Raw genomic sequence first — 25,070 nt, 5'->3', positions numbered from 1 at the left:
TTGGCGCCGGCCTGGATTGGCCGGCGCTTTCATTTTAGCACAAACGCTCGCATAGGTTGCACAACTCTCGTGAACCGTCCCTCTCCCTTGACCTCCCGCGTCTGATCCCCTTTCTTGCCCCAAAGCAAAGTTGAAAGGTGGTTCATGTCTGGGATCCGTACCGATTTGTCCGGCCAGGTGGCCATTGTCACGGGCTCGACCAGCGGCATTGGCGCGGCCATGGCCGAGGCGCTGGCGCAAAATGGTGCGCATGTCGTGCTCAACGGGCTCGGAGACAGTGCTGAAATCGAGGCCTTGCGGGCCCGTATCGCTGCCGATCATGGCGTGGAGGTGCGCTATCACGGCGCCAACATGCTCAAGCCGGACGAGATCGCCGATCTGGTCAATTCCACCGCCGCCGAGTTCGGCCAGCTCGACATTTTGATGAATAATGCCGGTATCCAGAATGTCGCCCCCGTGGAGGAGTTTCCCGCAGCCAAGTGGGACGCCATTATCGGCATCAACCTGTCCTCGGTTTTCCATGCCGCCAAGGCCGCCATTCCGCACATGAAAAAGGCCGGGCGCGGGCGGATCGTGAACCTGGCCTCGGCCCACGGCCTCGTCGCTTCACCCTTCAAGTCAGCCTATGTCGCGGCCAAGCACGGGGTGATGGGCTTTACCAAGACCCTGGCCCTAGAAGTCGCAGAACAGGGCATTACCTGCAACGCCATCTGCCCCGGTTATGTGAAGACGCCGCTGGTGGAGAACCAGATCGCCGATACGGCCAAGGCACGGGGGATTTCCGAGGAGGACGTGGTGCGTGATGTCATGCTGGCAGCGCAACCGACGAAGAAATTTGTCACCTATGAAGAACTTGCTGGCGCGCTGCTCTATATCGTGTCTGATGCGGGAGCGAATATGAACGGCTCCTGGATCAGCGTGGACGGCGGATGGACAGCCAAATAACAGACATCAAACGGCCTGTTGCCGGAGCCGGCGTCGTGGTCATTCGCGGCGAAGAAGTGCTGCTGATCAAACGCGGCAAGCCGCCTTACAAGGGTGAGTGGTCGATCCCGGGCGGCAAGATCGAATATGGTGAGACCTCGGCTGAGGCGGCCCTGCGTGAGCTCACCGAAGAGACCGGCGTCACAGCCGAGATCGCCGGTCTGATCGATGTCGTCGACAGTATCGGCCAACGCGAGCCCGGCCAGCCCGGCGATTGGCATTATCTGCTGATTGATTACGCCGCGCGCTGGATCAGCGGCGAGCCGGTTGCCGATGATGATGTCGATGAAGCCGCTTTCTTTCCCTTTGAACAGGCCATCGCCCTGACCCGCTGGGACAAGACCCGCGATGTGATCAGCCGGGCCGCGGCCATGATCCGCGCCATGCCTGCGCCACAATCGGGCGCATGATGCGCCGGATGCGCGCACTCCTGCTGATATCGGCCCTTCTTTTCTGCGGCAGCGAAGCCCTGGCTCAAAAGCCGGGACGGGGCAATCCACAGCCCGCCTTCGAGAATTTCGGCTCTGCCCAGCCGGAACGCCCGCAGCGCGCCGAGCCCAATATCGATGTTGATCGTATCCTGCCCTATCTCGCCTATACGCTGGGCGAGCTGCACTATCTCGCCTACGCCTGCGAGGGACCGGATGCGCAGACCTGGCGCACGCAGATGATCGCCCTTCTCGCCGCCGAAGCGCCGGACAATAGTCGCCGCCGCGACCGGTTGATCGACGAATTCAATGACGGCTATCGCGAACAGCAACGTTTCCGCGCCATTTGCGGCCCGCAGGCGGATGCCGAACGTCGTGCCCTGGCTCATCGCGGCCGCGACCTTTCCGAGATGATGCGCTCGGCCTATTTCGACTGACAGGTTTTTTCGGCAAGGCGGACAAGTAACGGGAAAATTCCCATTCCGCTTTGCCCGCTTGGCGGGTACAAATCCTGTCACGCGTCTGTTTGCGAGGGGGTAAGTGATGTCGGACCGCAAAGCCAAGCTGGAGTCCCTGAGTATTGACCGCAGCTATGATGACGGCCCGCGCGGTGCCGGCGCGACAACGGTTATCACGGCAATCCTGGTCTCCGCAGCGCTTGGCGCCGGGGGAACCTGGTATCTGATGCGTCCGGGCGAAGAAGCGCCCGCCCCGGTTCAGCCGGCAGCGACGACACCGGCCCCGGCTACGACGCCGAGCGAACCCGCCCCCGCAGCCACCCCGGCGCCCCGCCGCGAACCCCGCGCCAGCGGCCTGGTCGCGTCCGGCTATGTCGTTGCCCGGCGCCAGGCGACCGTGTCCGCCGAGATTACCGGCCGCATCCAGGATGTGCTGATCGAGGAAGGCACCGTCGTCGAGGAAGGCGAAGTGGTCGCCCGGCTCGATGATGAACGCGCCAATATCCAGCTCGACCTGCTGCGCTCCCAGCTCGATGCCGCCAATGCCCGCCGTTCGGCGCTGAATGCCGATCTGGCCGAAGCCCGGCGCGTGCTGGAACGGGCGGAGCGGCTGGAGGAGCGGGAAATCGGCTCGGTCGCCAATACCACCGCCGCCCGTGCCCGCGTTCAGAGCCTGAACGCCCAGATCATCGCCGCCAATGCCGATGCGGAAACCTCGCGCCAGCAGATCCGCGCGCAGGAGGACCTGATCGACCGCCATATCGTGCGCGCGCCCTTTGCCGGTGTGGTGATCGCCAAGAATGCCCAGGTTGGTGAAATCCTGTCCCCGGCTTCTGCCGGCGGAGGCTTCACCCGGACCGGGGTTGCGACTCTGGTCGACATGGCCTCGCTGGAGATTGAGGTCGATGTCAATGAAGGCCAGATCGGCCGGGTGATGCCGGGCCAGCAGGTCGAAGCCCGGCTCGACGCTTACCCGGACTGGCGTATCCCGGCCCGTGTCGAGGCCATTATCCCGACTGCCGATCGCAGCCGCGCCACCATCACCGTGCGCGTCGCCTTCGAGGAACGCGATGATCGCATCCTGCCCGATATGGCCGCCCGCGTGACCTTCATTGAGTAAAAGCACTTTGCATATTAAAGTCGAATTCGAATAACCGAGAGGAAGACGCCCATGACCGCCCTTTACACGCTGACGGATCTGTCCAAGCGCTATACCAGGGGGCGGGAGAGCATCACCATTTTCGAAGAGCTCAACATGACGATTGAGCAGGGTGAATTCATCGCCATCATGGGCCCGTCCGGTTCGGGCAAGACGACGCTTCTGAACCTTCTGGGCGGTATCGACCGCCCGTCCACCGGTTCTGTCGAGTGCGAGGGCGTACGGGTCGACAAGCTCTCAGAGGGCAATCTGGCGCGCTGGCGCTCGGCCAATGTCGGCTTCATCTTCCAGTTCTACAATCTGATGGAAACGCTCTCGGCGGCGCAGAATGTCGAGCTTCCCCTGCTTTTGACCAATCTCTCCCCGAAGGAACGCAAGCGCCGGGTCCGTACCGCGCTGGAGATTGTCGGCATTGAGGACCGCGCCGGTCACCGCCCGGCCCAGCTCTCCGGCGGTCAGCAACAGCGCGTTGGCATCGCTCGCGCCATTGTCGCTGACCCGAAAGTCCTGCTCGCCGACGAACCGACAGGCGACCTTGACCGGTCTACCGCCGACGAAGTGCTGGAAACACTGCAGCTCCTCAATAAGGAGATGAACAAGACCATCGTCATGGTCACGCACGACCCGGCCGCCGCCGGTTATGCCAGCAAGGAACTGCACCTGGACAAGGGACGTTTCGTGGCGAAGGAGAACGCCTGATGAACCGGCTCACCCTCGTCCGCAAGAACCTGTTCCGCAAGAAGACCCGCTCGACCCTGCTGCTGCTGTCGATCGCGATTGCCTTCCTTCTGTACGGCGCCCTGGGCGCGTTCAATCAGTTCTGGGAAGACCCGCCCCAGGCCCCGACGCGCCTGGTGACGCTGAACAAGATCAACTTCACCCAGCCCCTGCCCTACGCCTATTACAACCGGCTGCAGAGCGTGGACGGCATAGTCGCCGCCAGTCATGCCAACTGGTTCGGCGGTTATTTCCGCGAGCCGACCAATGTGGTGACGTCTTTTGCGGTGGAGCCGGAAAGCTGGTTCACCGTCTATCCCGAATTCACCATGCCCGCGGAACAACGCGCGCGTTTCATTTCCGACCGCACCTGCATGGCCGCCGGTGCACCGATTGCCGAGCAATATGGCTGGTCGGTCGGTGATCGGATTCCACTGCAGAGCAATATCTTCACTCGTGCTGACGGGGCCGAGGCCTGGCAACTGGAAGTCTGCGCCATCTATACCTCGACCGCCGATACAGCCGGCGCCGGCGCCGTTTTGCTGCACTATGAGCTGTTCCGCGAGACCGCGAGTTTCGGTGGCAACAGCCTGGGCTGGTTCGTGCTTTTGACCGAGGACGCAGCGCTTAATGAGAGCGTTTCACGCGGTATTGACGACATGTTCGCCAACTCCTCGGCCGAAACGGAAACCTCGACCGAAGCCGCTTTCAACCAGGCTTTCCTGGAACAGTTCGGCGATATCGCCACCATCCTGTCCCTGGTGATCGGCGCGGCCTTCGTCTCCATCCTGATCATTGTCGGCACAACCATGGTGCTGGCCATTGCCGAGCGCACCAAGGAGATCGGCGTGCTCAAGACGCTGGGCTTCCGCAATAATGCCGTGTTCGGACTGGTGCTGGCAGAGTCGGTCTTCCTCTCCCTGCTCGGGGGCCTGATCGGGCTCGGCCTGGCGGCCGGACTGCTGATGGCCGCGGAAGCCGGGCTGGGCGATGCCTTCCCGCCCATTGTCATCACCTTTGAAATCGCCGCCTCCGCGGTTGGACTGATGTTGCTGTTTGGGCTGATCACCGGGCTGATCCCCGCGGCCTCAGCCCTGCGGCTGAAAATCATCGACGCCTTCTCGAAGGGATAGGACCGGATATGCGCCAGACCCTCGCCGTCATCTCCCTCAATCTGAGATCCATCCCGCGCCGCCTGGGCATGTCGACGGCCACAATCGGCGCTGTCGCCCTGGTCGTGGCCGTGCTCCTGGGCTTCCAGGCCATCGGCAATGGCTTCCGGGCCACCGCCGAACGCAGCGGTGCGGAGGATATCGCCATCATGTTGCGCGAAGGCTCCCAGGCCGAGCTCAATAGCGGCCTGTCGCGTGACCAGGCCCGCCTGATCGAAGTTGCCGATGGTGTCGCCCGCGATGAGACCGATAATGGCATCATCTCGGCCGAGCTTTACGTCATCGTCGATGGCGTGCTGCGCGGCGCCCAGACCGAGGCCAATATCGGCCTGCGGGGCCTGGAGGCCAATGGTCCGTCCATGCGTCAGGGCTTTAGCCTGGTCGAAGGCCGCATGTTCAGCCCCGGCGCAGCCGAGCTGATTGTCGGCGAAGGGGTGCAGCGGGAGTTTCTCGGCTTCGAGCTGGGCCAGGAAATCCGCCTGGGCACCAATAACTGGACCGTGGTGGGGATTTTCTCGACCGGCGGCACTGTTTTCGACAGTGAAGTCTGGTCCGATCTCGGCGTGCTTCAGAACCTCTATCAGCGCGGATCCAGCGTGCAATCGGTGCGCGCCCGGCTCACCTCGCCCGGCGGTCTGGAGCAATTGCAAGCCTATGTCGAAAACGAGCCGCGGCTGAATCTCGACGTCCAGACCGAGGCCGAGTTCTTCGCCGGCCAGTCCTCCGGAACCGCAGGCGTGATTTCCAGCCTCGGCTGGCCGCTTTCAATCGTCATGGCGATCGGCGCTCTGGCGGGGGCCTGGAACACGCTCTACTCCTCGGTCGATGCCCGCGCCCGTGAAATCGCCACCCTGCGCGCGATCGGCTTTTCCGGCTTCTCCGCCTTTATCGGCACCATGGCCGAAGCGGTCATGCTGTCTGCCATTGGCGGCGCGGTCGGGACCGCCATCGCCGCGGTATTCTTCAACGGGCTGAGCTTCCAGGGACTGGGCGACAGTTTCACCCAGGTCGTGTTCGACCTGTCGGTGACATCCGACTCGATTGTCACCGGCATCGTGCTCGCGGTTATCGTCGGCTTCCTCGGCGGAATTTTCCCCGCCATCCGGGCCGCGCGCATGCCGATCCTGGCGGTGCACCGGGGTTAGTGCCCCGGGGGCTGATGCGCCAGGGACGAATGACCGAGGCTAGTTAGCCGTAATAGGCGTCCTCGGCGGCGCGCAGCTTTTCCTCATCCTTGTGCGGGGGGAGGATTTCCATTTTCACGTGGCGGCGGCGATTGGTGGAGATGACGAAGAAGCGCTTTTCCGGATAGTCCAGCTTGGCTTCCAGCATGGCCGAGGTGATCAGATCGACATTCTTGAGATCATCGTCGGACATGCCAAAGGAGTGCGGCAGATTACGGCCGAACTTTTCCAACCCGGCCTCGACACATTTGCGGATCGCCATGCGCTTGAGACCTGCGGTGGTCAGATGCGGCCCGAGCTCCTCGCGCACATCCAGATTGGAGACCGGATAGATCGAGATATAGTTCGGTTCCTCCGGCAAATGGCCCGCATCGACGAGCATTTTAATGCCCTGCCGGATCACTTCGCGCGAATGCTGACGGGCGGTGATGATGGAGACCGGACGGCCCTTGAGCACGGCGTATTTGAAAATCTTCCAGGACGGGCCGCGCCAGTTGGCGGTGTCGAGCGCACGGCGGATATCGCGCCAGAAATACTCCTCGCCATGACGATCCTTGCCGTCGGCAAATTCGCGATAGGAGCGCGCCGGCGGATCGGCCCAATCCTCCCACAGCCCCGGCACGCCGAGATAGGAGCGGATCTCCTCATACTCGTGCTGGCGCATGGCCCGCTCCTCACCGGTCACCGTATTCAACAGGTGAATCCGGGTCGGCAGGTGGAGGATGTTTTCGTCGATATCGAAAAAATAAAAGCTCTGACGCTCACTCACCGGACAGTCTCCTGATCTTCGCTTAGGCGTCTTCCGGAAGCGCTTCCATGAATTTCACCGGCTCGCCCTGGCTCGGACCAACCAGCTCATCATCGCGCATGACGATTTTGCCGCGCACGATGGTCGCCATCGGCCAGCCCTTGACGGTGCGGCCGTGGAAAGGCGTCCAACCGGACTTCGAGGCCGACCACTCATCGGTGATCTCACGCGAATGGTTCATGTCGACCAGGGTGAAGTCAGCATCCCAGCCAGCCGCCATGCGGCCCTTGTGGGCGATACCGAAAATGCGCTGGGCGCCGTGCGAGGTCAGATCGACGAAACGCTCCAGGCTCAAACGGCCGGCATTGACGTGGTCGAGCATGACCGGGACCAGCGTCTGCACGCCCGGCATGCCGGACGGGCTTTGCGGATAGGGGCGCGCCTTTTCTTCCAGCGTATGCGGGGCGTGGTCAGATCCGATGACATCGACCACACCGCGCTCGATGCCGCGCCACAGGCCTTCGATGTGATGACGCTCACGCACGGGCGGGTTCATCTGGGCGCGGCCCTTGATCTCTTCGTAAATACCCGGCGCTTCCAGGGTGAGATGCTGCGGCGTGGCTTCCACGGATGCGATATCGCGGTGATGGGCCAGGAATTCCATCTCCTCGGCAGTGGAGATGTGCAGCACATGGATGCGCTTGCCGGTCTTGCGGGCCAGGCGCACCAGGCGTTTGGTCGACATCATCGCGGCTTCCGGGTCGCGCACCACCGGGTGGCTGGTCCAGTCACCTTCAACGGCCAGGCTGCGGCGCTCAGTCAGACGGTATTCGTCCTCCGAATGGAAGGCGGCGCGGCGCTTGATAGCCCGCAGAACGCGCTCGACGCCCTCATCATCGGCAACCAGGAGCGAGCCGGTTGAGGCGCCCATGAAGACCTTGACGCCGCAGCAGCCGAGCATGCGCTCCATTTCCGGCAGGATGTTGTAATTCTCGCTCGTCGCTCCTGCGTAAAAAGCGTGGTCGCAATGCATGCGGTGATGCGCGCGCTTGAGCTTGTCGGTCAACTTGTCCGGCTCGGTCGTGGTCGGCTCGGTATTAGGCATTTCGAACACCGCCGTGACACCGCCCAGAACCGCACAGCGCGACCCCGATTCCAGATCCTCTTTCCACTCCATGCCCGGCTCGCGGAAATGGACCTGGCTGTCGATCACGCCGGGCAAGACATGCAGACCCGTGCAATCAAACACCTCACCGGCCGAGGCCTGGGAGAGATCGCCGATTTCGACAATCTTGCCGTCACGGACACCGACATCGGCGCGGCCGCGACCATCATGGTTCACCACTTCGCCGCCCTTGAGCAGGAGATCGAAGGTCTGGCTCATGACTGGGTCCTTTCGAAAAGATCTATGGCTGCCTGATACGCCGCATCGACGTCGAGGTCGAGCATCAGGCTTTCAGGCTGGAAACGGCGCTTGTCTTTAAAGCGCGCATAATGTTCGGCGTAAGAGGTGCTGCCGCGCACGACCGAAGCGTTCGCACCCCAGGGGCCGTACAGCCGGTCATCGGTCGGGCCCATGAGGCCGAGCGTCGGCGTGCCGGCAGCAGCAGCGATGTGCATCAGCCCGCTATCATTGCCGATATATAGCCGCGGACGTTCAAGACAGGCCGTCACCAGGTCAAGCGGCAATTGCCCGGTCAGATCGACCCAGCGGTCCTTGGCGATCACCTCGCGGATCGGCGCGGCGGCGGCTTCATCGCCCGGTCCGCCGAATATCGCCACCTTGGCGCCCGCCATGGGGCCGTCCTCGGCGATCATCCGGTCGATCAGCGCTGCGAAACGGTCACCGGGCCAGACCTTGTAGGGCGCCGAGGCCGACGGGCATACGGCGAGCCAGGGCTGGGCATTATCGAGAATACCGGCAGCCTCGGCACGGCGCTCTTCGGACACGAACAGAACCGGGTCGGGCGCCGGGTCGAGCCCGAGCACGCTGGCGGCCTCGAGCACCTTGTTGATCGGGGTCTTGGACTGGCTGAGAATGCGACGCGCACCGGCATTGAGGAAATAGCCGGTCGCGGAACAGCGGATATCGACCACCAGATCCCAGCGCTTGCCGACGGTCTGCTTCCACAGATCGATCCAGTGCCCGCCACGCTTCTTCTTGGCCATGACGATGATCTCGTCGAGCCGCGGCACAGCCTTGAACAAGGGCGCAGCCAAAGGCCCGCAGGCAATGGTGAAACGCGCCTCCGGGCGGGTCTCGATGAGGTACTGCAAGAGCCCGGAATTGATGACCGCGTCACCGATCCGTGTCGAGGTGATGAACAAAACCCGTTCCATGCCAGCGGGGCATAACCCGCACCGGCCCTCTTGGCCAGTCATCAAGGCAATGCCATATGCCATGACATGACCGAGACACTCTTCCGCCTGCCCGCCCGATCCATCCTCACCCTGACCGGCCCGGATGCCCGCTCACTGCTGCAGCGCGTCATCACCGCCGATGTCGAAACCCTTGAGGCGGGCCAGTGCCGGCCGGGGGCTTTGCTGACCCCGCAGGGCAAGATCATTTCCGACTTCATGATTTTCGGGCGCACAGACGGGCTCTGGCTGGATGTGCATGAAAGCGCCGCCGAGGCCCTGAAGAAGCGCCTGACACTGTACAAGCTCAAAGCCGATGTCGCGATCGCGCTGGATGAGGCGCTGATGCCGGTCTGGAGTCCATCTCCGTTCGACGGAGCCGCCACCGATCCGCGGCTTACGGGTGTCTTCCGGGCCATCCTGCCGTCAGACGGGACGGAAATTCGCTCGCTCGACGCGGTCGAGATCCCCCAAGGCGTTCCCGCCTTCGGTCGCGACTACGGCGAGGCCGAGGTCTTCCCCACCGACGTCAATCTCGATGTCTATGGCGGCGTCGGCTGGACCAAGGGCTGTTTCATCGGCCAGGAAGTCGTATCGCGGATGAAACGGCGCGGCACCATTCGCAAGCGTTCCCTCGCGGTTGCGGCAGACGCCCCACTGCAAACCGGCGCATCGATCACGGCCGGGTCATCAACGATTGGCGAGATCAGCGCGGCCTCCGGACATAACGCTGTCGGCAGGGTGCGCCTGGACCGCTTGGAAGCCGCGAGCGAAACGCTCATGGTCGGCGATATTGAAGTGCGCATCGATCTTCCCGACGCGCTCAAGCCGGAACCGGCGCCACAGAAAGTCTGACCGAGCCATCATGACCGAACACCGCTGCGCCTGGGTGACCCAGGGCGATCAACTCTATGCCCATTATCACGACACCGAATGGGGCGTGCCGGAATACGACGCCCGCGCCTTGTGGGAGAAGCTGATGCTGGACGGCTTCCAGGCCGGGCTCGCCTGGATCACCATCCTGCGCAAGCGCGACACATTGCGCGACGCCTTTGACGGGTTCGAGCCGGAGCTGATTGCCGGTTATGGCGAGGCCAAGAAGGCTGAGCTGCTGCAGAACCCCGGCATTATCCGCTCAAGGACCAAGATTGATGCCGCCATCGGCAATGCCCGCGCCTATCTGGAGATGCGCGATCAGGGCCTCGATTTCTCCGACTATCTCTGGGACTTCGTCGACGGCCAACCGATCCAGAACAGCTTCCGCACGCTTGAAGACGTGCCGACCGATACGGCGCTCAGCGCCGCGATTTCCAAGGATCTGAAAAAGCGCGGCTTCAAATTTGTCGGGCCAGTGATCGTCTATGCCTTCATGCAGGCGGTCGGCTGCGTTCCCTTTTTCCCAAATCGGCCGCACACATTTGCCACCCAGATCCCCCTGCCTTGCCGCGTATCGGAAGACGGGATCGGGCGTCTGCTGCATGAGCGGCGAAACCAACTCAGGCTGACGAAAGTCGAAGCCGCCGAGCAGATCGGCGTGACCGCAGCAATTCTCCGGGAATGGGAGGAAGCGCACCATGTACCGAGCATGGAGCACATGCCTGCGATCATCGCTTTCCTGGGAACTGACGACTGGCTTCCGGGTGATGCGCTCTCCGACCGATTGAAGCGCCTCCGCGCGCGGATGGGCTGGTCACGCCTGCGCGCGGCCCAATGGCTGGACTGCAGCGAGTCGAGCCTGGCGGAGTGGGAAGGCGGAAAAGAGCCGTCTCGATCACGGCGCGCAAAGCTCGATGCATTGCTCGCACGCAATGAGCAGCGCTTCACACTCCAGACCTCACCGACCCTGCACTAACGGTGCCCGGCCATCGCGCGGACCGCGTCGTGCCGGTGGCACGAAACTTCGTGGTCATTGACCATCCCAACGGCTTCCATAAACGCGTAGACGATAGTCGGCCCGACGAACTTGAATCCCCGCTTCTTGAGATCTTTCGAGATCGTCTCACTCAATGGCGTTTTGGTCGGAATGTCCGATAGCTGTTGGTAGGTGTTCTGGATCGGTGTTCCGTCGACGAATTGCCAGAGGTAGTCCGAGAAATCGAGGCCCTGCTCGCGCATGTCCAGATAGGCCTGCGCATTGCCGATCGCCGCATCAATCTTGGATTTCGAGCGAATGATCCCCGGATCAGCCAGCAAGCGTTCGCGGTCGCTCTCACTGTAGCGGGCGATGATGTCCGGATCGAAACCGTCGAAGGCAGCGCGCATGGTCTCGCGCTTTCTCAGGATCGTGATCCAGGCCAACCCGGCCTGAAAGCCATCCAGCATCAGCTTTTCCCAGAGCGCCCGACTATCGTACTCGGGCACACCCCATTCGGTGTCGTGGTACTCGGCATAGATCGGATCGGGCGTATTCACCCAGGCGCAGCGTGTCGTCACGGAGTTTCCGTCCATTCATTTCTGACCGGGACCTCAATACCGCGCTCGCTTCGAAAACGCAGCTATCAGCTACTGCCAAGGACGGCACTCCTCGCGCTGAAATCGAGGGCCGGATAGCTCGACGTCCACAATGCTGCGCGCCGCTCATTCGATCGATATCGATCTCGACGGCCTATTTCATTCACTGGACAGGGCGAATTTTGACTTGCGCGTAATCGGGGCGCATCAACGGTTCAGGCCTGTTCCCCGAAATCCGATCCAATCTAGGTGTTCATCCAATGTATCGCCGGGCGAGAAGCCCGAAAACTTCCGAACCTCGTCCCCATCCCGCAGGAACACAACGGTCGGGTAGGTAGGAACCTTAAACCGCCTGATCAGGCCCCGTATCTGGTCGTCCCCCGGCACGAATTTGATGTACCGAACAGCGATCTGGTCACGTTCCCAGTCTTGCTCTCGCATGTACTGCGCCAAAGCGGTGCACGGATCACATCCATCAATCGAAAACACCAATATTGTTTTGCCGCGAACAAACACGGGATCTTCATCGGTCAGGGATGCTTTTTCGTTCATCTGATGCCCCACGCGAGATCAAATTAGACTTGTTGAAGATTTCGACGATGATCGTTGACCGTTGCATCACCAGACACGACGGTTCCCCCGGAAACTTCAAAGTGCAGATCAGCCCGCTCGATGAGCGCTGGTCGATGCGCTATCGCGATCCTAGTTATATCCAGCGACTGAACGACATCGGCGATGCGCGCTTCGGTTTCTCGGTCCAGGTTAGCAGTGCCTTCATCCAGAATGAGAACTTTTGGCTTTCTATAGAGTGCCCTCGCCAGCAGCACTCTTTGGTACTGCCCCCCCGATAGCGTCGAACCCATGTCACCGATCAAACTTCTGTACCCCATCGGCTTGTTCATGATGTCCTCATGGATATCCGCCATACGCGCGGCCTCCTCTATTGCCGCAAAATCCATCTCCGGATCAAAGAACGAGATATTTTCGGCAATGGAGCCGGAGAAAAGTTGATCATTCTGCATCACCACCCCAACATTCGCCCGCCAATCGCGAATGCTTCTATGCATCAGCGGAATCGCGTCTATCGCAATTTCCCCTGCCGTCGGCTGCTCAATCGCAAGCAGCAGCTTTATTAGGGTCGTCTTGCCGCCGCCCGACCTGCCTGTGAACACGGCAAAGGCCCCCTGAGGGATCTCAAAGGTCACGTCGTCGAGAATAAGTGGATCCGTTTCGGAGTACCGGAATGCAACCTTCGAAAACTCGATTGCACCCTCAACTTCCGGCAGGGCAAAAGATAACTCGTCCTCGTTCAAATTTTCCGGATCCGACTGAACAATATCACCCAGTCGCTGCGCATGCGTCTCCATAAGAACAAAACGAGTGAGTTCAGTCGTCAACGCCGTCAGCCGGCCATCAAAGGTAAGGCGATAGGCCAAGACAGCAGTCATGGCTCCGATCGACATTTGGCCACCCATTACGCGGGTGGCGGCAAATGCAACGATCAGAACGGTGATCAGGCTAGAACTCGCTTCAAGAATGAAACGCAGCAAAATTCGAAGCTGTTCGAGCGAAGTCCGCGTAGAAATCGCGTGCGCGAACCTATTTTTCCAAGTGTTCTCCCGCTGAGCTTCCACACCAAAGAGCTTCACCGCCGAGGCAGCTCTGATCGTCTCGATGAGGTGAGTCTGCTCGCGTGCTGTCGCAACAACATTTTCGTCCTGCCTCACTCGCATGATTTTTGCGATCATCGTCGTTGCAATAAGCGAGAACGCTCCACCCAGTGCGACAACAAGTCCGATAAGCGGATCATATACGAAGAGCACAGCCAGCATTGTAACCGCGAGGAAGCCGTCTAGCACGATTGTCGGCAATCCTTCTGCCAATAGCGCCTGCAGCGGTACCGTCGACTGCACGCGGGAAAGCACATCCCCTACGCTGCGGCGTTCAAAGTAGTGTGGAGGGAGACGAAGCAGGTGATTCACAAGCCGTCCCATGGAGGCAAACGAGAGCGACTGAGACAGAAAAAGCGATGACCAACTTCTCAGCGCCGACGTCATTGCCGCCAATACAAACGCCCCGAGAAAGCTCACGGCCAGCGTAACGAGAAAACCGACATTTAGCGTTGGAATTGCACGATCGATTACGACTTGAACAAAAACAGGAGCAATAAGCGCGAACACCTGCACAAGGACTGAGAGTGCGACAATTCGGGTGATGGCCTGCCCAACCCCGGGCACGCGCCCAAGTAAGCTGGTTATTTTGAGACGCTCGCCGATCTGCTCCGGTTCAAAATCCTCGCGCGGAGAGAGCTCAAGAGCCACACCCGTATAGTGCTCGTTTAGGCGTTCAAGGCTCATTTCGCGAATACCGGCGCCTGGATCATGCACAACAGCCTGTCCACGCCGCACCGACTTCAGAACGACAAAATGTTTCATGTCCCAATGTAGTATGCAGGGCAACCGCAACGAATTGAGGTGCCGAGCATCAGCGCGGAAGGCCCTACTCGATAGTCTTAGACTGTCAGCTAGTCGCACAAGATCGCTCAACCGCGCGCCGCTCATCGATACGGAGAACCGCCGACGAAGCCCGTTCAATCCGATTTCGTGACCGTGAAAGGCTGCAATCATCGCTACGCACGCAAGGCCGCACTCAGCCGCCTCGGCTTGCAGGATCAGCGGCAAGTTTCGGCCGTGAAAAACCGAGCTTCGAAACGGACTTCCTACCATTGCTTATCGCCCAAGCAGCATCTGGAGAACTGTCACCTCACCGGTGACCGCGCGGGCCGTTACGAGCATCCCGGCCTGCAATGGAATGAAAGAGCTACCGTCAACGATGGCGCCGTCCTGCAGTTGGACAATGGTGCGATAGACTGAACCTTGGAAATCGATGGGGGACGAGATGGCCTCTGCGCTTGTGGCACTGCCGCTAATGTGAACGATTTCGCCGGCTTGTTCACCGAACCTCTGGTAGGGAAAAGCCTCGTAGCGCAGCCGCACTTCTTGCCCGGTATGGATCGCCCCAATCAGCTCAGACGAAGCCAGAATGTGAGCCTGCAGCTCGGAGTTGCCAGGTAGGACGGTCAGCAACAAATCGCCGGCGGTAACGCTGTCGCCTTCTCTATTTGGGATTGTTCCGACCACACCTGACGCTGGTGCCAATATTGAGTACTCGCGTTCGACGAGGATTTCTGCGTGTCGCTGTTCGAGAACCGCGCGCTCTTGTCGAAGTTGATGTAGCAGCGCTTGCGTTTCGTGCCCAGAAGCTGCGGACTGAAGCGAAAGTTCTTGGATGCTCGTTTCCAGAGAACGTTGTGTATTCTCCAATTCAAGCGCTTCCCTTTGGGCTAATAGGAAAGCAGCATACCGATCGTCCAACGTGGTCTGTGCTCCAGAGCCGCGTGCTACCAACGCCGCCATGGAATCATACTGACGCCGTGCTAGGGCGATCAGTTCTTCTTGAAGTCGGAAAAGCTCGGCAGCATCTTCCAGGTCAGCGCGCATCGCGGCTATCCGAATTTCCCATGCTTCACGTTGATTTCGATTTTGCTGCTCAATTTCGACAACTCGCCCGTCAATAATCGCGATCTGTTGGGAGAGAGAGGCAAGTGCATTTTCGTTCGCATTCAGTCCGGTAATTGAAGCCCGGTCAGGTGACAGCACGGCCAGCACTTGGCCTCCAACAACCTCTTCGCCTTCCCGGACCGCGATCTCCACCACCCTCGCCTGACCGGGAACGCGCAGTTGAATCTCGCCGTCAGCCGGAGCTAGCCAACCAGACATCTCGATCGTGGTCGGCACTCGCACAAACACCACCCCGCCGAACGCCAAAAGGACCAATAGGGCAAGGAAAAAAGTACTCAACAGGGAACCAGGCGGCGTCACCCGAACAGGGGCGGATGCTTCGATTGAGTAGCCTCCACCATTGGCCGCCTGCATCTCGCGTTTCCCTGCTTCAGCCATAGACTTCTTCCATTGCAGCAAAGCGCAAAAGCCCGTCAGCGAATATGCTGGAGATGTCTCTTGTATCCGCCCCTATCTCGAGCCAAGCCCATTGACCATTCGCGTTGCATTCGAGAAACCAGTATTGGCCTGTGTCGTCGACGATAAAATCGAAAACACCCGCTTCAAGGCCAACGTCGCTCAAGTAACGAATGGCCGCTTCTCGGATGGAGTGAGGCGGATTTATGCGATCACAAATCTTCGACTGGAACGCTATACGCCAATCCGGATTGGATTCGACACTTCCACGGGCGTCGTTTTTGTAAGCGACGCATTGGTCATAAAAGACTACCATTCTTACTTCAAACGCCCGATCCGTGATCTTTCTCTGGTAGATCGCTGGACAGGCGGCAATTGCCTGCTCCGATGTTAAGGCAAGCTCCTCAACAGTTACATCTCGAGTAAAAACGTACTTGACGCTCATCGGATCGGCGGCAACTGGCGGAGCTATACTGAGTTGAAGAGGCTTTACGATAACGTTCCGATGCTCGGCAGCAAAACTCAATATGTCAGTGCGAGAGCTACTAACAATAGAGGGCGGCAGAGTGAAGCCTGCACTTTCTGCAAAGCGAAGCTGAAATAACTTGCCACCCTTTTCTTGCGTCTTGAATGGGGAATTTGTTATACGCGCTTCCGAATGGCGGAAGTAACTTAATAAGTTGGTCCGCTTAGTTGAAGATGCAAATTTCTGATATTGCTGGGTTTCACTATGAACTAAATCAAAGAAATATTTGTCCCTCCACCAAAACACGCATTCACTTCCATCAATTTTTTCCACTTCGCCGGTTCGAAAATCAGAAGCCTCTAATCGCTCCCAGCCACGTGTTGTGCTGAAAGTTGAAGATGTCGTCTCGAGATAGTCGAGGATCTTTAGGCTCACGCCTAATGAAGCCAGTTCATCGGCCACATGCTGGACGTGTTCGTCTGCTCGAGATCCGACAGCTACAATTTTGGTTTTCACCTTCCCCTACCCCCGCAATGAGCGAGGCGAGGCACGCTGACGCGCACCTCGCCTCAGATCAACTCGAATTGGTTCTTACAGACCAATCTGATCGTCCTGGGAATCACAGTCATCCGTGCTGCAGTGCGTCGGCGGAGAACCGTCCGCGTAGACGGTCGTCGTGTTGATGCACGCCCCGCCGGAAATCGCATCGAGCTCAGCAGAGTTGATGTCGATTTCCTCCGGCGCCGAAACGGCCTTCGAAAGGATAAACGGGGTTTGGTCTACAGTGCGAGCAAGGCTCATAAGTCCCTCCTGTTAAGGTTGAAAGTCGATACTATTTTTAGTTATTTCGAAAGAGTCAACCATCCAGGCGTGTCGCATTGACTAAGGCACACTGATCGGCCCCTCAAGGCGAATATTCTCGGCTTCAGGCCTTTGCACATACAGGTCGTACGTTCCGGGCGGGAGCGCCAACGTAAAGCTCTCCGACGGCGTCTCTATCAAAAGCTGATCAACCGGAATTGTGTCGACGTTAGCGCCGACGGGGCGCGCCTGGACAAGTAGCGGAAGCGTATCTGGCAACAATGCGCTCGAAAGGACTACAGGTTCACGGGCGCTGCTTGCAAAAATCCAACCGGGCCTGCCGTCCATCTGGCCAACCTCAGGATGAAATACAGAGAGGTCGATGTTTCGTGCTTCTGAGAAAGCTACGCCGCTTGAGGTATAGAACACCGTAGATTCCGTGATGCCGTAGGTAGATTGAATATGATCGTTGAGCGCCCGTGACGGCGGGTGCGCTCTCGGCGTTCCGTGAGTTTGATCGATCGTCAGCGGATCGATCCCCGTCAATCTTGTGAAGTGTCCGCCCATATATCCGCGGTTGGGGTCATTTGCGGAGACTAACTCTGCATGGTGCATGTACCCGACATGCACAATCATTCGAGCTGAGGGATTATTTTCGAAGTATGCCGCGAGATTCTGGGCTTGAATAAGCTCTCGTGCCCATCTGTATTCCTGAGGTGAACAATCTGGCTGACATCGCTGATCGCGCCGGACCTCATAGGGGACAAGATCCATTCCAGCCTCGACCGCTCTTTCAATCATCTCTGCGAAGAACGGGTCGTGGACATAAGCCGACGCTGTTCGTGTCGGCCCGTTAGCAGACGCGACCTGCCCGGAAACGTTTGGCGCAAACCCTTCTGCGGCGAAGGCTGTGAAGCCATCCTCGTTTAATGCTTCAATCAACCTTCTCGTAAAGTCTCGATGGCGCGACACATTGTGCGCCTCATTGATCATCACGACTTGATGATCAGCGGCTAGTATCCGTATCGCTTCGATCGCTCGCTCCGGGTTAAACGGCTCGCCTTCGAGATTGGTAACAGAAGCGACCTCGTCTCCGGCGTACGAAGCTCGAAATCCCTCAAATGCACCGACCTCGTCCCCCATATACGCCCTGAGGGTGCCAGACCTCTCTCCAACTAACTGAGCATAACTGCCTGGCTCTGCGATACTTTCGATCAGCACGAGAGCTTCCAGGTAGCGCCCATCCCTTTCAAGAACAAAACTCTCGTTGATCCTCTCAAGGACCACTTCATCATCGGCTAGGGCATCAGGCGTTACCAAAGCAACGGCACAACCAGCGATCACGACCAGCTCGCCTAAATCAACGCGCATTTTTTATCCTCAGCTGCCTCGGCAAAGCCTATATCGCCGAGACAGGAAAGCAATCTATGATTGCTTATATTCAGCTGACCCTCCTTAAATCTTCTGAGGATCGCTCATCGATTCCTCGCGATTAAAGGCAACTTTCAAACAATACAAAACACATAGGACTGTTACGGAGCGCGCTTACCAAGGGCGACACTCTTCGCGCTCAAATAGAGGCCCGGACAGCTCGACGTCCACGATGCTACGCGTTCCAACCAAGTGCTCCGCACACCCACCGAGGACCTCTCTCGCCCACTGGCTTGGACGAAGGTCGGAGGTGCGCATCGTCCGGACGGCATCAACGGCTCTTTGCGGCAAGGCTGGAATATCGAGGGTGTGTTCAGCGTACGGGATTGGCTGACCGAGCCCGTTTGCATCAAGAAGCTCAACCGTGATCGGTCCACCTTCTGCGAGCACCGACCAATAGGCCCCCGCCGAACTGGCCGACACGTCCCAGCTCACCGCCACGCTCCTTGGAAGCGCGGTGAATTCATTTCGAGCAACCACATCCGAGAGCACGACCGCACCATCTTTGTAGATGCGGATGACGACGTAGCGCGCAGAGCGCGGCGGCTCCATGAATGCTCCCCACAACTCGTTCGAGCACGGCGTAAAGTCCGTCCGTTCCGATGAGCATGTCACCGCAATTCCACCGCCGCCTGGAAAGGTCGCGCTCGCCATCATGTGCCCAACCACCCGCGTGGGCGCGTATTCGATACGAAGCGTTCCCGACCAGCCTCGTGCGCTCTGCGCGCCAGTGTCGGCACTGGCCAGCAAGGCGGCACACGCCGCCCCAAGGCTTATTCTCAGCGCACGCATTGGCCTACCACGTCCTGGGCACAGCTCATCGGTGCTGTGAGTGCCGCGGTCCGCTCGCGATCGGTATTGCCAGAAGCGATATCTTTGAGCCGATCGATAATTGCCCGTCCGACAATGGCCTGCGCTTCGTTATCGCTCGGTAAGCTGCCGCCAAGCCGTGCGACAGCGCCAAGGTTCGAGGTCCAGAGCCGGCCATAAGTCGGGCTATAGAGGATGACGCGATAGTTCTGGGTCAGGGTTGCGCGTTGAAGCGAGAGCATATTGGTCTCGTGCTCGACACCAAGTTTGACCACACCGACGATGAGGTCCGCATCGAGAATGTCCGCAGCCCTGGCGAAGGCCTCGTCCTGCTCACGCCTTGTCATCTGCGCAAGCTCGGTCGGGATATCGGTTTGCCGGATGCGGGCGCCGGTCGTGGCCGGCGTGATGATCTGGTCGAAGGAGATTTCCGTTTCCGCGATCTGCGCGGCTTCGACGAGCGAGCGGTCCGGAGAGACCCAGAACGCGAGCACGTCGGCGTCCCTCAAGGTGCTCTGGGCGGACGGATGAATGTGCTCATCCTCAAACTCGACGCCGATCTCACCGCCCGAAACGGATTGGTAGACCTTGTATCCGCCGTAGACGCTAGTTGCGACCGCGATACCCGAGGCCGCCATCATGATGGCTGGGGCGGCGGCCACGCAGCCCGAAACAGGAATTGTCAGTGAAGCTAAAAGCACCGCCCGCTTAGCGATGCGGACGGTTTGGGCACCAAAGCGCATGAGATCCCCCTGCGTTGAACACTTTAGTGCATAGTGTTCAACCTTACCGCGCGAATGCCGCCTCCTCCGGAACACTCATAGTGGCACAGCGAACCGGACGCTCGCGGGCAGCTAGGAACAGCCGCCGAATGAACGCCGAGCCGGGAAGCATCGAAAACGACCGTAAAACGAGCCTCTTGATTGTTGCTGCAGTCTTGATACTGTAAAAGGGGGTATGGACCCATCGAAGTAGCGCGTGATGACAGACGAACCTACTACTTCTCCACCTGTGCAGTATTCCCGCGATTGGGGCTGGATCGGCGTTTTAGTGGGTTTTATCGCGTTTTCAGTATTTCTAGTGTTCCAAACTGAGCGGGCGTTTATGGCGTCCGCCATTGTGACAGCGGGCTGCGTCTGGGGCCTTTCTCATGCTCTGCGATCTCCCAAATGGTTTATAATTGACTATTCGAGCGGAGAGGATGAGGTTCTTCAATTCGAAACAGAAGCTGATGCTTGGGCAGCGATTAGCGAAATTGAAAACCGGCGGCGGTGAAATGAATTCGCGCACGGCCCAACTATTCGGAGCTCGAAGCGGGAACGGCCAGGCAATGTCGTAGGCACTTCCGACCCACTCTCGACGGTCGCGAATGCCGATGAATGCCTATCGGCTCAAAATCAATCCCTTAGTCGAATGTGTTTTTCGACAATTTCAATTGCTCTTGGCAGAGTAGCGATATCACTTTTCCAACGCGAACCATCGCGGTGAATACTAAAACTCGTGGTGAAAGGTGCGGTTGATCTAATGATCTCGTATTTGTGCCGCTTTCCAAAACGCGCTTCGATCACTTCTCTTACCACCACGGCGGGCCTCCCATAGCGATCACGAGGTATTTCTCGCCTAAGCACACCATTCCCTCAAACTGGCATCGGTTGGCATCTATGCCAAGAAGGACCGATCGATCGTTGGGTTGTGCACGTGCGACGGTCATCTGCGTGCTTGGTGCGGGGAACCAACGAGGGCACCATACGCCTGCCCAATAGTGAACCAAGTTGACCGTACGAGTTCCGTCGCGGGCGAAGCCTTATCGCGTCCACTCGCGACCTCTTTGGAATGCAGCCGCCTAATCTCCAATCGGGACAACTGGAAGCTGAGGAGTTGTGTCAAGATCGATACTCCCAACTAAGAGATTTACGATCCCCCAAACGGAAATCATCACAAAGAACGCAATCAAGCCCCACAACATAAGCTGCTGCCCTTTCGCGCGCTTCTCTGGATCGGCACCGCCAAAAATAAAACTCGACACAAGCCCCCAAAGAAATACCACGAACGCAATCGCGAATATGAGAACGACCAAGGTGTCATTGATAAAATCGGTTATCAGAACACCTAAGTCTTGTAAGCTATTGACCACCTCTTGCGCGAATACGAAGCTTGGAACTGCAAGACCGCCGGCTGTAAGGATTAGCCCTCTCGGAAAGAGTGCTGCAAACCCGATTTTGGTATTATTTTTCATACCTATGCATCATACCGAAACATTTCAAATCGGATTGGATTACACCCTCTCACTGTGGATAGCTTGCTAGAAGCTCACGCCCAGAAGAACTAGGCTGCCCTGTCACGTTGGACACCTCATGGGCCGTCGATGAAATACGGTGCGTTCGACTGGGCCGAACGCCTAGAACAACAATCGCCCCACAAACGCGCTGCGATCGTTCGCTCCTCGTCGCCTATCGCATTCGCATAAATCGCCGTCGTCTCGATGCTTGCGTGCCCAAGCCAGCGTTGAACTAAATTCAGAGGAACGCCAGCCTGGATAGCAAATACGGCAAAACCGTGCCTCAGTCCCTTCGGGCTGGCATGACCGCCCACTATGCCTGCCCTCGCCATCGCTCGCTTGACTACACTCCATCCGGTGGTTCGGCACCACGGCCATATGCGGCTATCGTCGGACATGCGGTCTGCAAACCCAATCAATTCCTGGAGCATCCAGTCCGGTATTGGAACTACGCGGTAAGCCGGTTCGGGCCCGCGTTTTTTCAAAGTGCGCAGTACAACCGCTTTCATATCCAAATCAATTTGGGATTTGCGAAATTCAAGGGCCTCACTGGGCCTGCACCCCGTGTAGGCCATAAGCAGACAAAACAATCGTTCCGCGACTGGCATTTTTTTGGACGAGCGAATGAACTTATCGCGCTCTTGTGGCGAGAGGTACTTCCTTCGCCCCTGCAAATCGAAAAGCATAAAGCCCTGCACCCGGCATATTGATCCAATTAGTCGATCAGTTGTTGACGCGGGCTGTTAGCTGATAAACACTATGCACTATAGTGTTCAAATTTAACCATTTTTCGTGAATTCACGCCACTTAGGCGTCGTCTGGCGGATCGCTTGGCTTGCTCGATCGAGCCAGGATTTTGGCGATGGTTTCGCGCTTGAATTTGGCCTCCTCCGGAGAGACCGGGCTGAAGTTCGTTCGCACACGGTAGCCCCTGATCGTTTCCTCCGTCGAGGAGAGCTTTGCGGCGTGCCTGTCTAACGCTTGGATAAGTTCTTCAACCCCCACTGCGAAGACCACTCCACCGCTCTCTCCCCGCAAACGTTCCTCAAGCGCTTGGGCGATCTTCCCCCGCTTCTTGGGATCGGGGACGAGGAGATAGGTCTCCGAAAACCCGGCCTCGACACACTTTGCAGCATTGCCAAGCTCGTGATTGACGTCGGTGGTATTAGAAACTTCGACGGCGATTGTGAGATCGTCCCGTTCCAGCGCGACATCGACACTCCCCTTCCCACCCAGAACGGTCTGCTCAATCGTCGCTTTGAAGCCACGCTCATGCCCGATCGCGCGAACACGGTCTTGCCATTTCTTGTGCTCACGCCCGCCAACACCGGCGACGTAGCGATCGATTTCCTCGCGCCGATCGTCGACCGGCTGCGGCTCACTTGGCCGTGCTGGCGGCGGTGCTTCTGACTCCGCCGCATTCGCATCCTGAGACGCAGAGCACTCTTCGTTGATCGGCGTTACAGGCGCGCTTTCTCGCGATGGAATGTCGTCCGCTTGCTCTTGCACAGGTGCGCGCGTGTCCTCGCGGATGAGATCTTCGATCTCGTCGAGAGGCACGCAATAACGCACCCGGTTCTGGTCCATCAGAGCCTGGAACCGGTCATCGTCCATCGCGCCAAGCTTGTTGATCCGGCCAAGCTCGACATTCACGTAGATGGCGTTAGGCGTTCGGTTCTTCACATAGGTCGCAAATTCAGAACGGCCGGCGCGCTTGCGCGTCGCCTGGATGAAAGCCGCATCTGTGCGCATGTCGTCGGCCAACTGGCGCGCATCGCGCGCGGAGACACCGCCCGCGAACTTCAGCGATGTGGACGCCATGACGGTCGATCGCAACCGCGTGGGCATTTGATCGAGGTTCTGAGCGGCGACATGGAGCCCAACGCGGTATTTGCGCGCCTGGTTGAAGAGCTGTTCCAGCGTTTCGTCGAAATAGTCGTGCGCTTCGTCGATATAGACGTGGACGGCACGCCTTTCATTCTCGGGGAGCGTTGCCCGCTCCAGTGCGGCCTGGGCGATCTTGGCGATAAAGAACCGCCCGAAGATCGAACACCCTTCCGCCTTCAGGAGGTCCTTGGCCGTGTTTATGAGGATGATCTTGCCCTCATTCATCGCGCCGAAGAGATCAACCTTGTTTTCCGGGTGCGAGAACATGCGCTCGAACACTTCATTGGCGAGCACGCCCCACAACCGCCGAAGGATCTGCTTCTTGGTCGCTGCAAAGCCCGGCGAGAAGAACTCGGTTTGGAAGAAGCGGCGGGCGGAACCTTCCAACTGCGCCATGTACGGTTTGAACGGTTTGCCGTCCTCCATCAGCTCGCGCAGCGTTTGAACCGTGGCATCTGGGATTTCCAGCATCAGCCGCGCGAGATAGCGGAAGACCACGCCTTGCTTCTGCGTCAGCTCCGCCCCGAGTAGTGCCGTGAAGAAATACTCATAAAGATCGATCACGGAATTGAGGACGCGTTGGCGGTCGGCGCGCGAATACTCCCCCAGTCGCGCCTGGTCGAAGGCAAAGAGATTGAGCGCGACCGGAAACTCGATGTCGGCGGGATCGATCAGAACCAGCCGATCGCTGAGCGAGTGTTCTGCGTCGGGGTCGAAGATCGGGAGACGCGCCAACGTCTCGATCAGATCGCCTTGGCTATCAATGACGATCACGCCCGGCGATGCCGCGCCTTCCTGTTGGAGGTCGTGCAGGATCAAGGTCTGGAGCAATTGCGTCTTGCCGTGCCCCGAGCCGCCGAGAATGAGCGCGTGCTCTGAGCGCACTTGCTCCGGGATAGTGATAGGCAAGGGCGCATCGAGGAGCGCTTTGAGCGGAGTGTATCGAAGATAGGTTTCGACCAAATCAGGCACGGGCGCTGGCTTCGCCTGGGACGCCATCACGAACGGACGGTCGGTGTGCGGTGCATGAGCTGCTGCCGGTTTGAGCCCCGACGCGAAGAAGAGGTTCCGCATGAGCTGCTCACGCACCGGAACGAACAACTCGCCTTTGCGAAGTGATCGGCTTTCGCTGCAGAAGGTGGAAAGTATGTCGTCGATCGCCCCTCTTGCGTCGCTGAGGACGCCTGAGACGCTCATATCGAGCGTTAGAGCGCTTGGGTCGGCTTCTCCAGCAAAAAGCCCGTCAGCGGCCATGTCGTCCAGCAGAGACGCCAAGAGATCGATGATCGAACACTTGGCAGCTTCCAGCGCCTCATCGAGCGACGCGTACAAGCCCTCCTTGCGACGCAAGTAAGCTCGCAGGTCCACGCGGGTCGCCATTTCCAGGCGGCCAATATCGCCGTCATCGTATCGAGGGAACCAGACAAACTCATCGAAAACGAGATCGTAGAGGGGATCGTAAAGGGCGTGCACGAGCGGCTCGAACAGCCCTTCCGCCCGCCCCGCGAATGCGCGGAGCATGATGTCGCTCACGATCGCGGCGACCGGACGCTCCCCTGCCAGCATCGACGCGTCGTGCATCGCCTCGACGCTCGCATGGAGCGCAACAAGCTCTTGAACCTCACGGTCTCGTTCGGTGAGGAACCAATTGGAGAAAAGCCCGCGTCCGACCGTCGGCCCAAACGAAGGCTGATTTGCGCTAGCTTGTGCACCCTCCCGCCACCAGCGTGCGATGTCTGAGAGTAGATCGTCGCCCATTCA

25 protein-coding genes and 1 pseudogene are annotated in these 25,070 nt (G+C 59.0%); 11 read left to right on the top strand and 15 right to left on the bottom strand.

The genetic code is table 11. The features are described 5' to 3' along the window. Window positions 1-144: 144 nt before the first annotated feature. The 7 genes from Q1V57_RS15660 (at window position 145) to Q1V57_RS15630 (ending at window position 6,063) form a co-directional block, all read left to right on the top strand. Window positions 145-945 (top strand): 3-hydroxybutyrate dehydrogenase, encoded by an 801-nt coding sequence (locus Q1V57_RS15660; protein WP_300532688.1) that lies wholly within the window; start codon window positions 145-147, stop codon window positions 943-945. Then, window positions 930-1,394 (top strand): NUDIX hydrolase, encoded by a 465-nt coding sequence (locus tag Q1V57_RS15655; protein ID WP_300532687.1) that lies wholly within the window; start codon window positions 930-932, stop codon window positions 1,392-1,394. The genes Q1V57_RS15660 and Q1V57_RS15655 overlap by 16 nt, the downstream gene beginning before the upstream one ends. An 8-nt stretch (window positions 1,395-1,402) precedes the next feature. After that, entirely contained in the window at window positions 1,403-1,849 is a 447-nt protein-coding gene (locus Q1V57_RS15650; protein ID WP_300532685.1) for a TIGR02301 family protein, read from the top strand. Between the two features lie 106 nt (window positions 1,850-1,955). Then, on the top strand, window positions 1,956-2,990 hold the full coding sequence (locus Q1V57_RS15645) for an efflux RND transporter periplasmic adaptor subunit (RefSeq protein WP_300532683.1): 1,035 nt from the start codon (window positions 1,956-1,958) through the stop codon (window positions 2,988-2,990). Between the two features lie 51 nt (window positions 2,991-3,041). Then, complete coding sequence (locus tag Q1V57_RS15640; RefSeq protein WP_300532682.1) at window positions 3,042-3,728, top strand: ABC transporter ATP-binding protein; 687 nt, start codon at window positions 3,042-3,044, stop codon at window positions 3,726-3,728. Further along, window positions 3,728-4,879: an ABC transporter permease gene (locus Q1V57_RS15635; protein ID WP_300532680.1), complete on the top strand. Its 1,152-nt coding sequence runs from the start codon at window positions 3,728-3,730 to the stop codon at window positions 4,877-4,879. Before Q1V57_RS15640 ends, Q1V57_RS15635 begins: the two co-directional genes overlap by 1 nt. An 8-nt stretch (window positions 4,880-4,887) precedes the next feature. Next, window positions 4,888-6,063 carry an ABC transporter permease gene (locus Q1V57_RS15630; protein ID WP_300532678.1) on the top strand — a complete coding sequence of 392 codons (1,176 nt, stop codon included), beginning with the start codon at window positions 4,888-4,890 and terminating at the stop codon, window positions 6,061-6,063. Window positions 6,064-6,106: 43 nt separating this feature from the next. Here the strand turns inward: Q1V57_RS15630 and Q1V57_RS15625 are convergent, their stop codons facing one another. Genes Q1V57_RS15625 through Q1V57_RS15615 form a run of 3 tightly spaced genes read right to left on the bottom strand, consistent with a single transcriptional unit; the run spans window position 6,107 to window position 9,190 of the window. Beyond that, entirely contained in the window at window positions 6,107-6,871 is a 765-nt protein-coding gene (locus tag Q1V57_RS15625) for a hypothetical protein (protein WP_300532676.1), read from the bottom strand. A 22-nt stretch (window positions 6,872-6,893) separates the two neighbouring features. Further along, window positions 6,894-8,234, bottom strand: a complete 1,341-nt coding sequence (locus tag Q1V57_RS15620) for a dihydroorotase (RefSeq protein ID WP_300532674.1) — start codon at window positions 8,232-8,234, stop codon at window positions 6,894-6,896. After that, window positions 8,231-9,190, bottom strand: coding sequence for a glycosyltransferase family 9 protein (locus tag Q1V57_RS15615; protein WP_300532672.1), 960 nt, complete (start codon window positions 9,188-9,190; stop codon window positions 8,231-8,233). The genes Q1V57_RS15620 and Q1V57_RS15615 overlap by 4 nt, the downstream gene beginning before the upstream one ends. A 66-nt stretch (window positions 9,191-9,256) precedes the next feature. Between Q1V57_RS15615 and Q1V57_RS15610 the strand changes: the two genes are divergently transcribed. From Q1V57_RS15610 to Q1V57_RS15980, 3 genes and pseudogenes are all read left to right on the top strand, one after another. After that, the gene (locus Q1V57_RS15610) at window positions 9,257-10,063 is read left to right on the top strand and encodes a hypothetical protein (RefSeq protein WP_300532670.1); all 807 of its coding nucleotides are present in this window, start codon (window positions 9,257-9,259) and stop codon (window positions 10,061-10,063) included. Window positions 10,064-10,073: 10 nt separating this feature from the next. Further along, window positions 10,074-10,598 (top strand): annotated as a pseudogene (locus tag Q1V57_RS15985) (DNA-3-methyladenine glycosylase I); the annotation flags it as partial. Continuing rightward, a complete protein-coding gene (locus Q1V57_RS15980) occupies window positions 10,578-11,060 on the top strand; it encodes a helix-turn-helix domain-containing protein (RefSeq protein WP_366145181.1) in 483 nt (160 codons plus the stop codon). The pseudogene Q1V57_RS15985 and the gene Q1V57_RS15980, both read left to right, overlap by 21 nt. On the opposite strand, the gene Q1V57_RS15600 is transcribed toward Q1V57_RS15980, so the two are convergent. The 9 genes from Q1V57_RS15600 to Q1V57_RS15560 all read right to left on the bottom strand — a co-directional run bounded on the left by Q1V57_RS15600 (window position 11,057) and on the right by Q1V57_RS15560 (window position 19,806). Continuing rightward, window positions 11,057-11,656, bottom strand: coding sequence for a DNA-3-methyladenine glycosylase I (locus Q1V57_RS15600; RefSeq protein WP_300532667.1), 600 nt, complete (start codon window positions 11,654-11,656; stop codon window positions 11,057-11,059). The two genes, Q1V57_RS15980 and Q1V57_RS15600, sit on opposite strands and share 4 nt — an antisense overlap. A 210-nt stretch (window positions 11,657-11,866) precedes the next feature. After that, window positions 11,867-12,211 carry a thioredoxin family protein gene (locus tag Q1V57_RS15595; protein WP_300532665.1) on the bottom strand — a complete coding sequence of 115 codons (345 nt, stop codon included), beginning with the start codon at window positions 12,209-12,211 and terminating at the stop codon, window positions 11,867-11,869. Window positions 12,212-12,234: 23 nt separating this feature from the next. Continuing rightward, on the bottom strand, window positions 12,235-14,385 hold the full coding sequence (locus tag Q1V57_RS15590) for a peptidase domain-containing ABC transporter (protein WP_300532663.1): 2,151 nt from the start codon (window positions 14,383-14,385) through the stop codon (window positions 12,235-12,237). A gap of 3 nt (window positions 14,386-14,388) precedes the next feature. After that, the gene (locus Q1V57_RS15585; protein ID WP_300532661.1) at window positions 14,389-15,618 is read right to left on the bottom strand and encodes an HlyD family efflux transporter periplasmic adaptor subunit; all 1,230 of its coding nucleotides are present in this window, start codon (window positions 15,616-15,618) and stop codon (window positions 14,389-14,391) included. Beyond that, complete coding sequence (locus tag Q1V57_RS15580) at window positions 15,611-16,618, bottom strand: hypothetical protein (RefSeq protein ID WP_300532659.1); 1,008 nt, start codon at window positions 16,616-16,618, stop codon at window positions 15,611-15,613. The genes Q1V57_RS15585 and Q1V57_RS15580 overlap by 8 nt, the downstream gene beginning before the upstream one ends. 75 nt (window positions 16,619-16,693) lie before the next feature. Next, complete coding sequence (locus Q1V57_RS15575; RefSeq protein ID WP_300532657.1) at window positions 16,694-16,903, bottom strand: hypothetical protein; 210 nt, start codon at window positions 16,901-16,903, stop codon at window positions 16,694-16,696. Window positions 16,904-16,984: 81 nt separating this feature from the next. After that, complete coding sequence (locus Q1V57_RS15570) at window positions 16,985-18,274, bottom strand: hypothetical protein (protein WP_300532655.1); 1,290 nt, start codon at window positions 18,272-18,274, stop codon at window positions 16,985-16,987. A 174-nt stretch (window positions 18,275-18,448) separates the two neighbouring features. Then, complete coding sequence (locus tag Q1V57_RS15565) at window positions 18,449-18,886, bottom strand: hypothetical protein (protein ID WP_300532653.1); 438 nt, start codon at window positions 18,884-18,886, stop codon at window positions 18,449-18,451. A 227-nt stretch (window positions 18,887-19,113) separates the two neighbouring features. Further along, a complete protein-coding gene (locus Q1V57_RS15560) occupies window positions 19,114-19,806 on the bottom strand; it encodes a hypothetical protein (protein ID WP_300532652.1) in 693 nt (230 codons plus the stop codon). A gap of 316 nt (window positions 19,807-20,122) precedes the next feature. Between Q1V57_RS15560 and Q1V57_RS15555 the strand changes: the two genes are divergently transcribed. After that, window positions 20,123-20,419, top strand: a complete 297-nt coding sequence (locus Q1V57_RS15555) for a hypothetical protein (RefSeq protein WP_300532651.1) — start codon at window positions 20,123-20,125, stop codon at window positions 20,417-20,419. A gap of 568 nt (window positions 20,420-20,987) precedes the next feature. Here the strand turns inward: Q1V57_RS15555 and Q1V57_RS15550 are convergent. The 3 genes from Q1V57_RS15550 to Q1V57_RS15540 all read right to left on the bottom strand — a co-directional run bounded on the left by Q1V57_RS15550 (window position 20,988) and on the right by Q1V57_RS15540 (window position 25,067). Further along, window positions 20,988-21,380 (bottom strand): hypothetical protein, encoded by a 393-nt coding sequence (locus Q1V57_RS15550; RefSeq protein ID WP_300532649.1) that lies wholly within the window; start codon window positions 21,378-21,380, stop codon window positions 20,988-20,990. A gap of 116 nt (window positions 21,381-21,496) precedes the next feature. Next, complete coding sequence (locus tag Q1V57_RS15545; RefSeq protein ID WP_300532648.1) at window positions 21,497-22,108, bottom strand: site-specific integrase; 612 nt, start codon at window positions 22,106-22,108, stop codon at window positions 21,497-21,499. Window positions 22,109-22,229: 121 nt separating this feature from the next. Next, window positions 22,230-25,067 (bottom strand): type IV secretion system DNA-binding domain-containing protein, encoded by a 2,838-nt coding sequence (locus tag Q1V57_RS15540; RefSeq protein WP_300532646.1) that lies wholly within the window; start codon window positions 25,065-25,067, stop codon window positions 22,230-22,232. Window positions 25,068-25,070: the final 3 nt, after the last annotated feature.

It is taken from the genome of Maricaulis sp., assembly GCF_030149425.1.
In the GTDB taxonomy this organism is placed as follows: domain Bacteria; phylum Pseudomonadota; class Alphaproteobacteria; order Caulobacterales; family Maricaulaceae; genus Maricaulis.
This window is presented reverse-complemented; position numbering and strand designations above follow the sequence as displayed.

Excerpts from the sequence above, each read along its gene's own strand:
- Q1V57_RS15590 (WP_300532663.1), bottom strand. The coding sequence starts at position 14,385 with ATGGTAGGAAGTCCGTTTCGAAGCTCGGTTTTTCACGGCCGAAACTTG.
- Q1V57_RS15570 (WP_300532655.1), bottom strand. The coding sequence starts at position 18,274 with ATGCGCGTTGATTTAGGCGAGCTGGTCGTGATCGCTGGTTGTGCCGTT.
- Q1V57_RS15655 (WP_300532687.1), top strand. The coding sequence starts at position 930 with ATGGACAGCCAAATAACAGACATCAAACGGCCTGTTGCCGGAGCCGGC.
- Q1V57_RS15610 (WP_300532670.1), top strand. The coding sequence starts at position 9,257 with ATGACCGAGACACTCTTCCGCCTGCCCGCCCGATCCATCCTCACCCTG.
- Q1V57_RS15545 (WP_300532648.1), bottom strand. The coding sequence starts at position 22,108 with ATGCTTTTCGATTTGCAGGGGCGAAGGAAGTACCTCTCGCCACAAGAG.
- Q1V57_RS15980 (WP_366145181.1), top strand. The coding sequence starts at position 10,578 with ATGCAGGCGGTCGGCTGCGTTCCCTTTTTCCCAAATCGGCCGCACACA.
- Q1V57_RS15615 (WP_300532672.1), bottom strand. The coding sequence starts at position 9,190 with ATGGAACGGGTTTTGTTCATCACCTCGACACGGATCGGTGACGCGGTC.
- Q1V57_RS15600 (WP_300532667.1), bottom strand. The coding sequence starts at position 11,656 with ATGGACGGAAACTCCGTGACGACACGCTGCGCCTGGGTGAATACGCCC.
- Q1V57_RS15595 (WP_300532665.1), bottom strand. The coding sequence starts at position 12,211 with ATGAACGAAAAAGCATCCCTGACCGATGAAGATCCCGTGTTTGTTCGC.
- Q1V57_RS15630 (WP_300532678.1), top strand. The coding sequence starts at position 4,888 with ATGCGCCAGACCCTCGCCGTCATCTCCCTCAATCTGAGATCCATCCCG.
- Q1V57_RS15650 (WP_300532685.1), top strand. The coding sequence starts at position 1,403 with ATGCGCGCACTCCTGCTGATATCGGCCCTTCTTTTCTGCGGCAGCGAA.
- Q1V57_RS15635 (WP_300532680.1), top strand. The coding sequence starts at position 3,728 with ATGAACCGGCTCACCCTCGTCCGCAAGAACCTGTTCCGCAAGAAGACC.
- Q1V57_RS15565 (WP_300532653.1), bottom strand. The coding sequence starts at position 18,886 with ATGGAGCCGCCGCGCTCTGCGCGCTACGTCGTCATCCGCATCTACAAA.
- Q1V57_RS15660 (WP_300532688.1), top strand. The coding sequence starts at position 145 with ATGTCTGGGATCCGTACCGATTTGTCCGGCCAGGTGGCCATTGTCACG.
- Q1V57_RS15575 (WP_300532657.1), bottom strand. The coding sequence starts at position 16,903 with ATGAGCCTTGCTCGCACTGTAGACCAAACCCCGTTTATCCTTTCGAAG.
- Q1V57_RS15550 (WP_300532649.1), bottom strand. The coding sequence starts at position 21,380 with ATGAAAAATAATACCAAAATCGGGTTTGCAGCACTCTTTCCGAGAGGG.
- Q1V57_RS15640 (WP_300532682.1), top strand. The coding sequence starts at position 3,042 with ATGACCGCCCTTTACACGCTGACGGATCTGTCCAAGCGCTATACCAGG.
- Q1V57_RS15645 (WP_300532683.1), top strand. The coding sequence starts at position 1,956 with ATGTCGGACCGCAAAGCCAAGCTGGAGTCCCTGAGTATTGACCGCAGC.
- Q1V57_RS15585 (WP_300532661.1), bottom strand. The coding sequence starts at position 15,618 with ATGGCTGAAGCAGGGAAACGCGAGATGCAGGCGGCCAATGGTGGAGGC.
- Q1V57_RS15620 (WP_300532674.1), bottom strand. The coding sequence starts at position 8,234 with ATGAGCCAGACCTTCGATCTCCTGCTCAAGGGCGGCGAAGTGGTGAAC.
- Q1V57_RS15540 (WP_300532646.1), bottom strand. The coding sequence starts at position 25,067 with ATGGGCGACGATCTACTCTCAGACATCGCACGCTGGTGGCGGGAGGGT.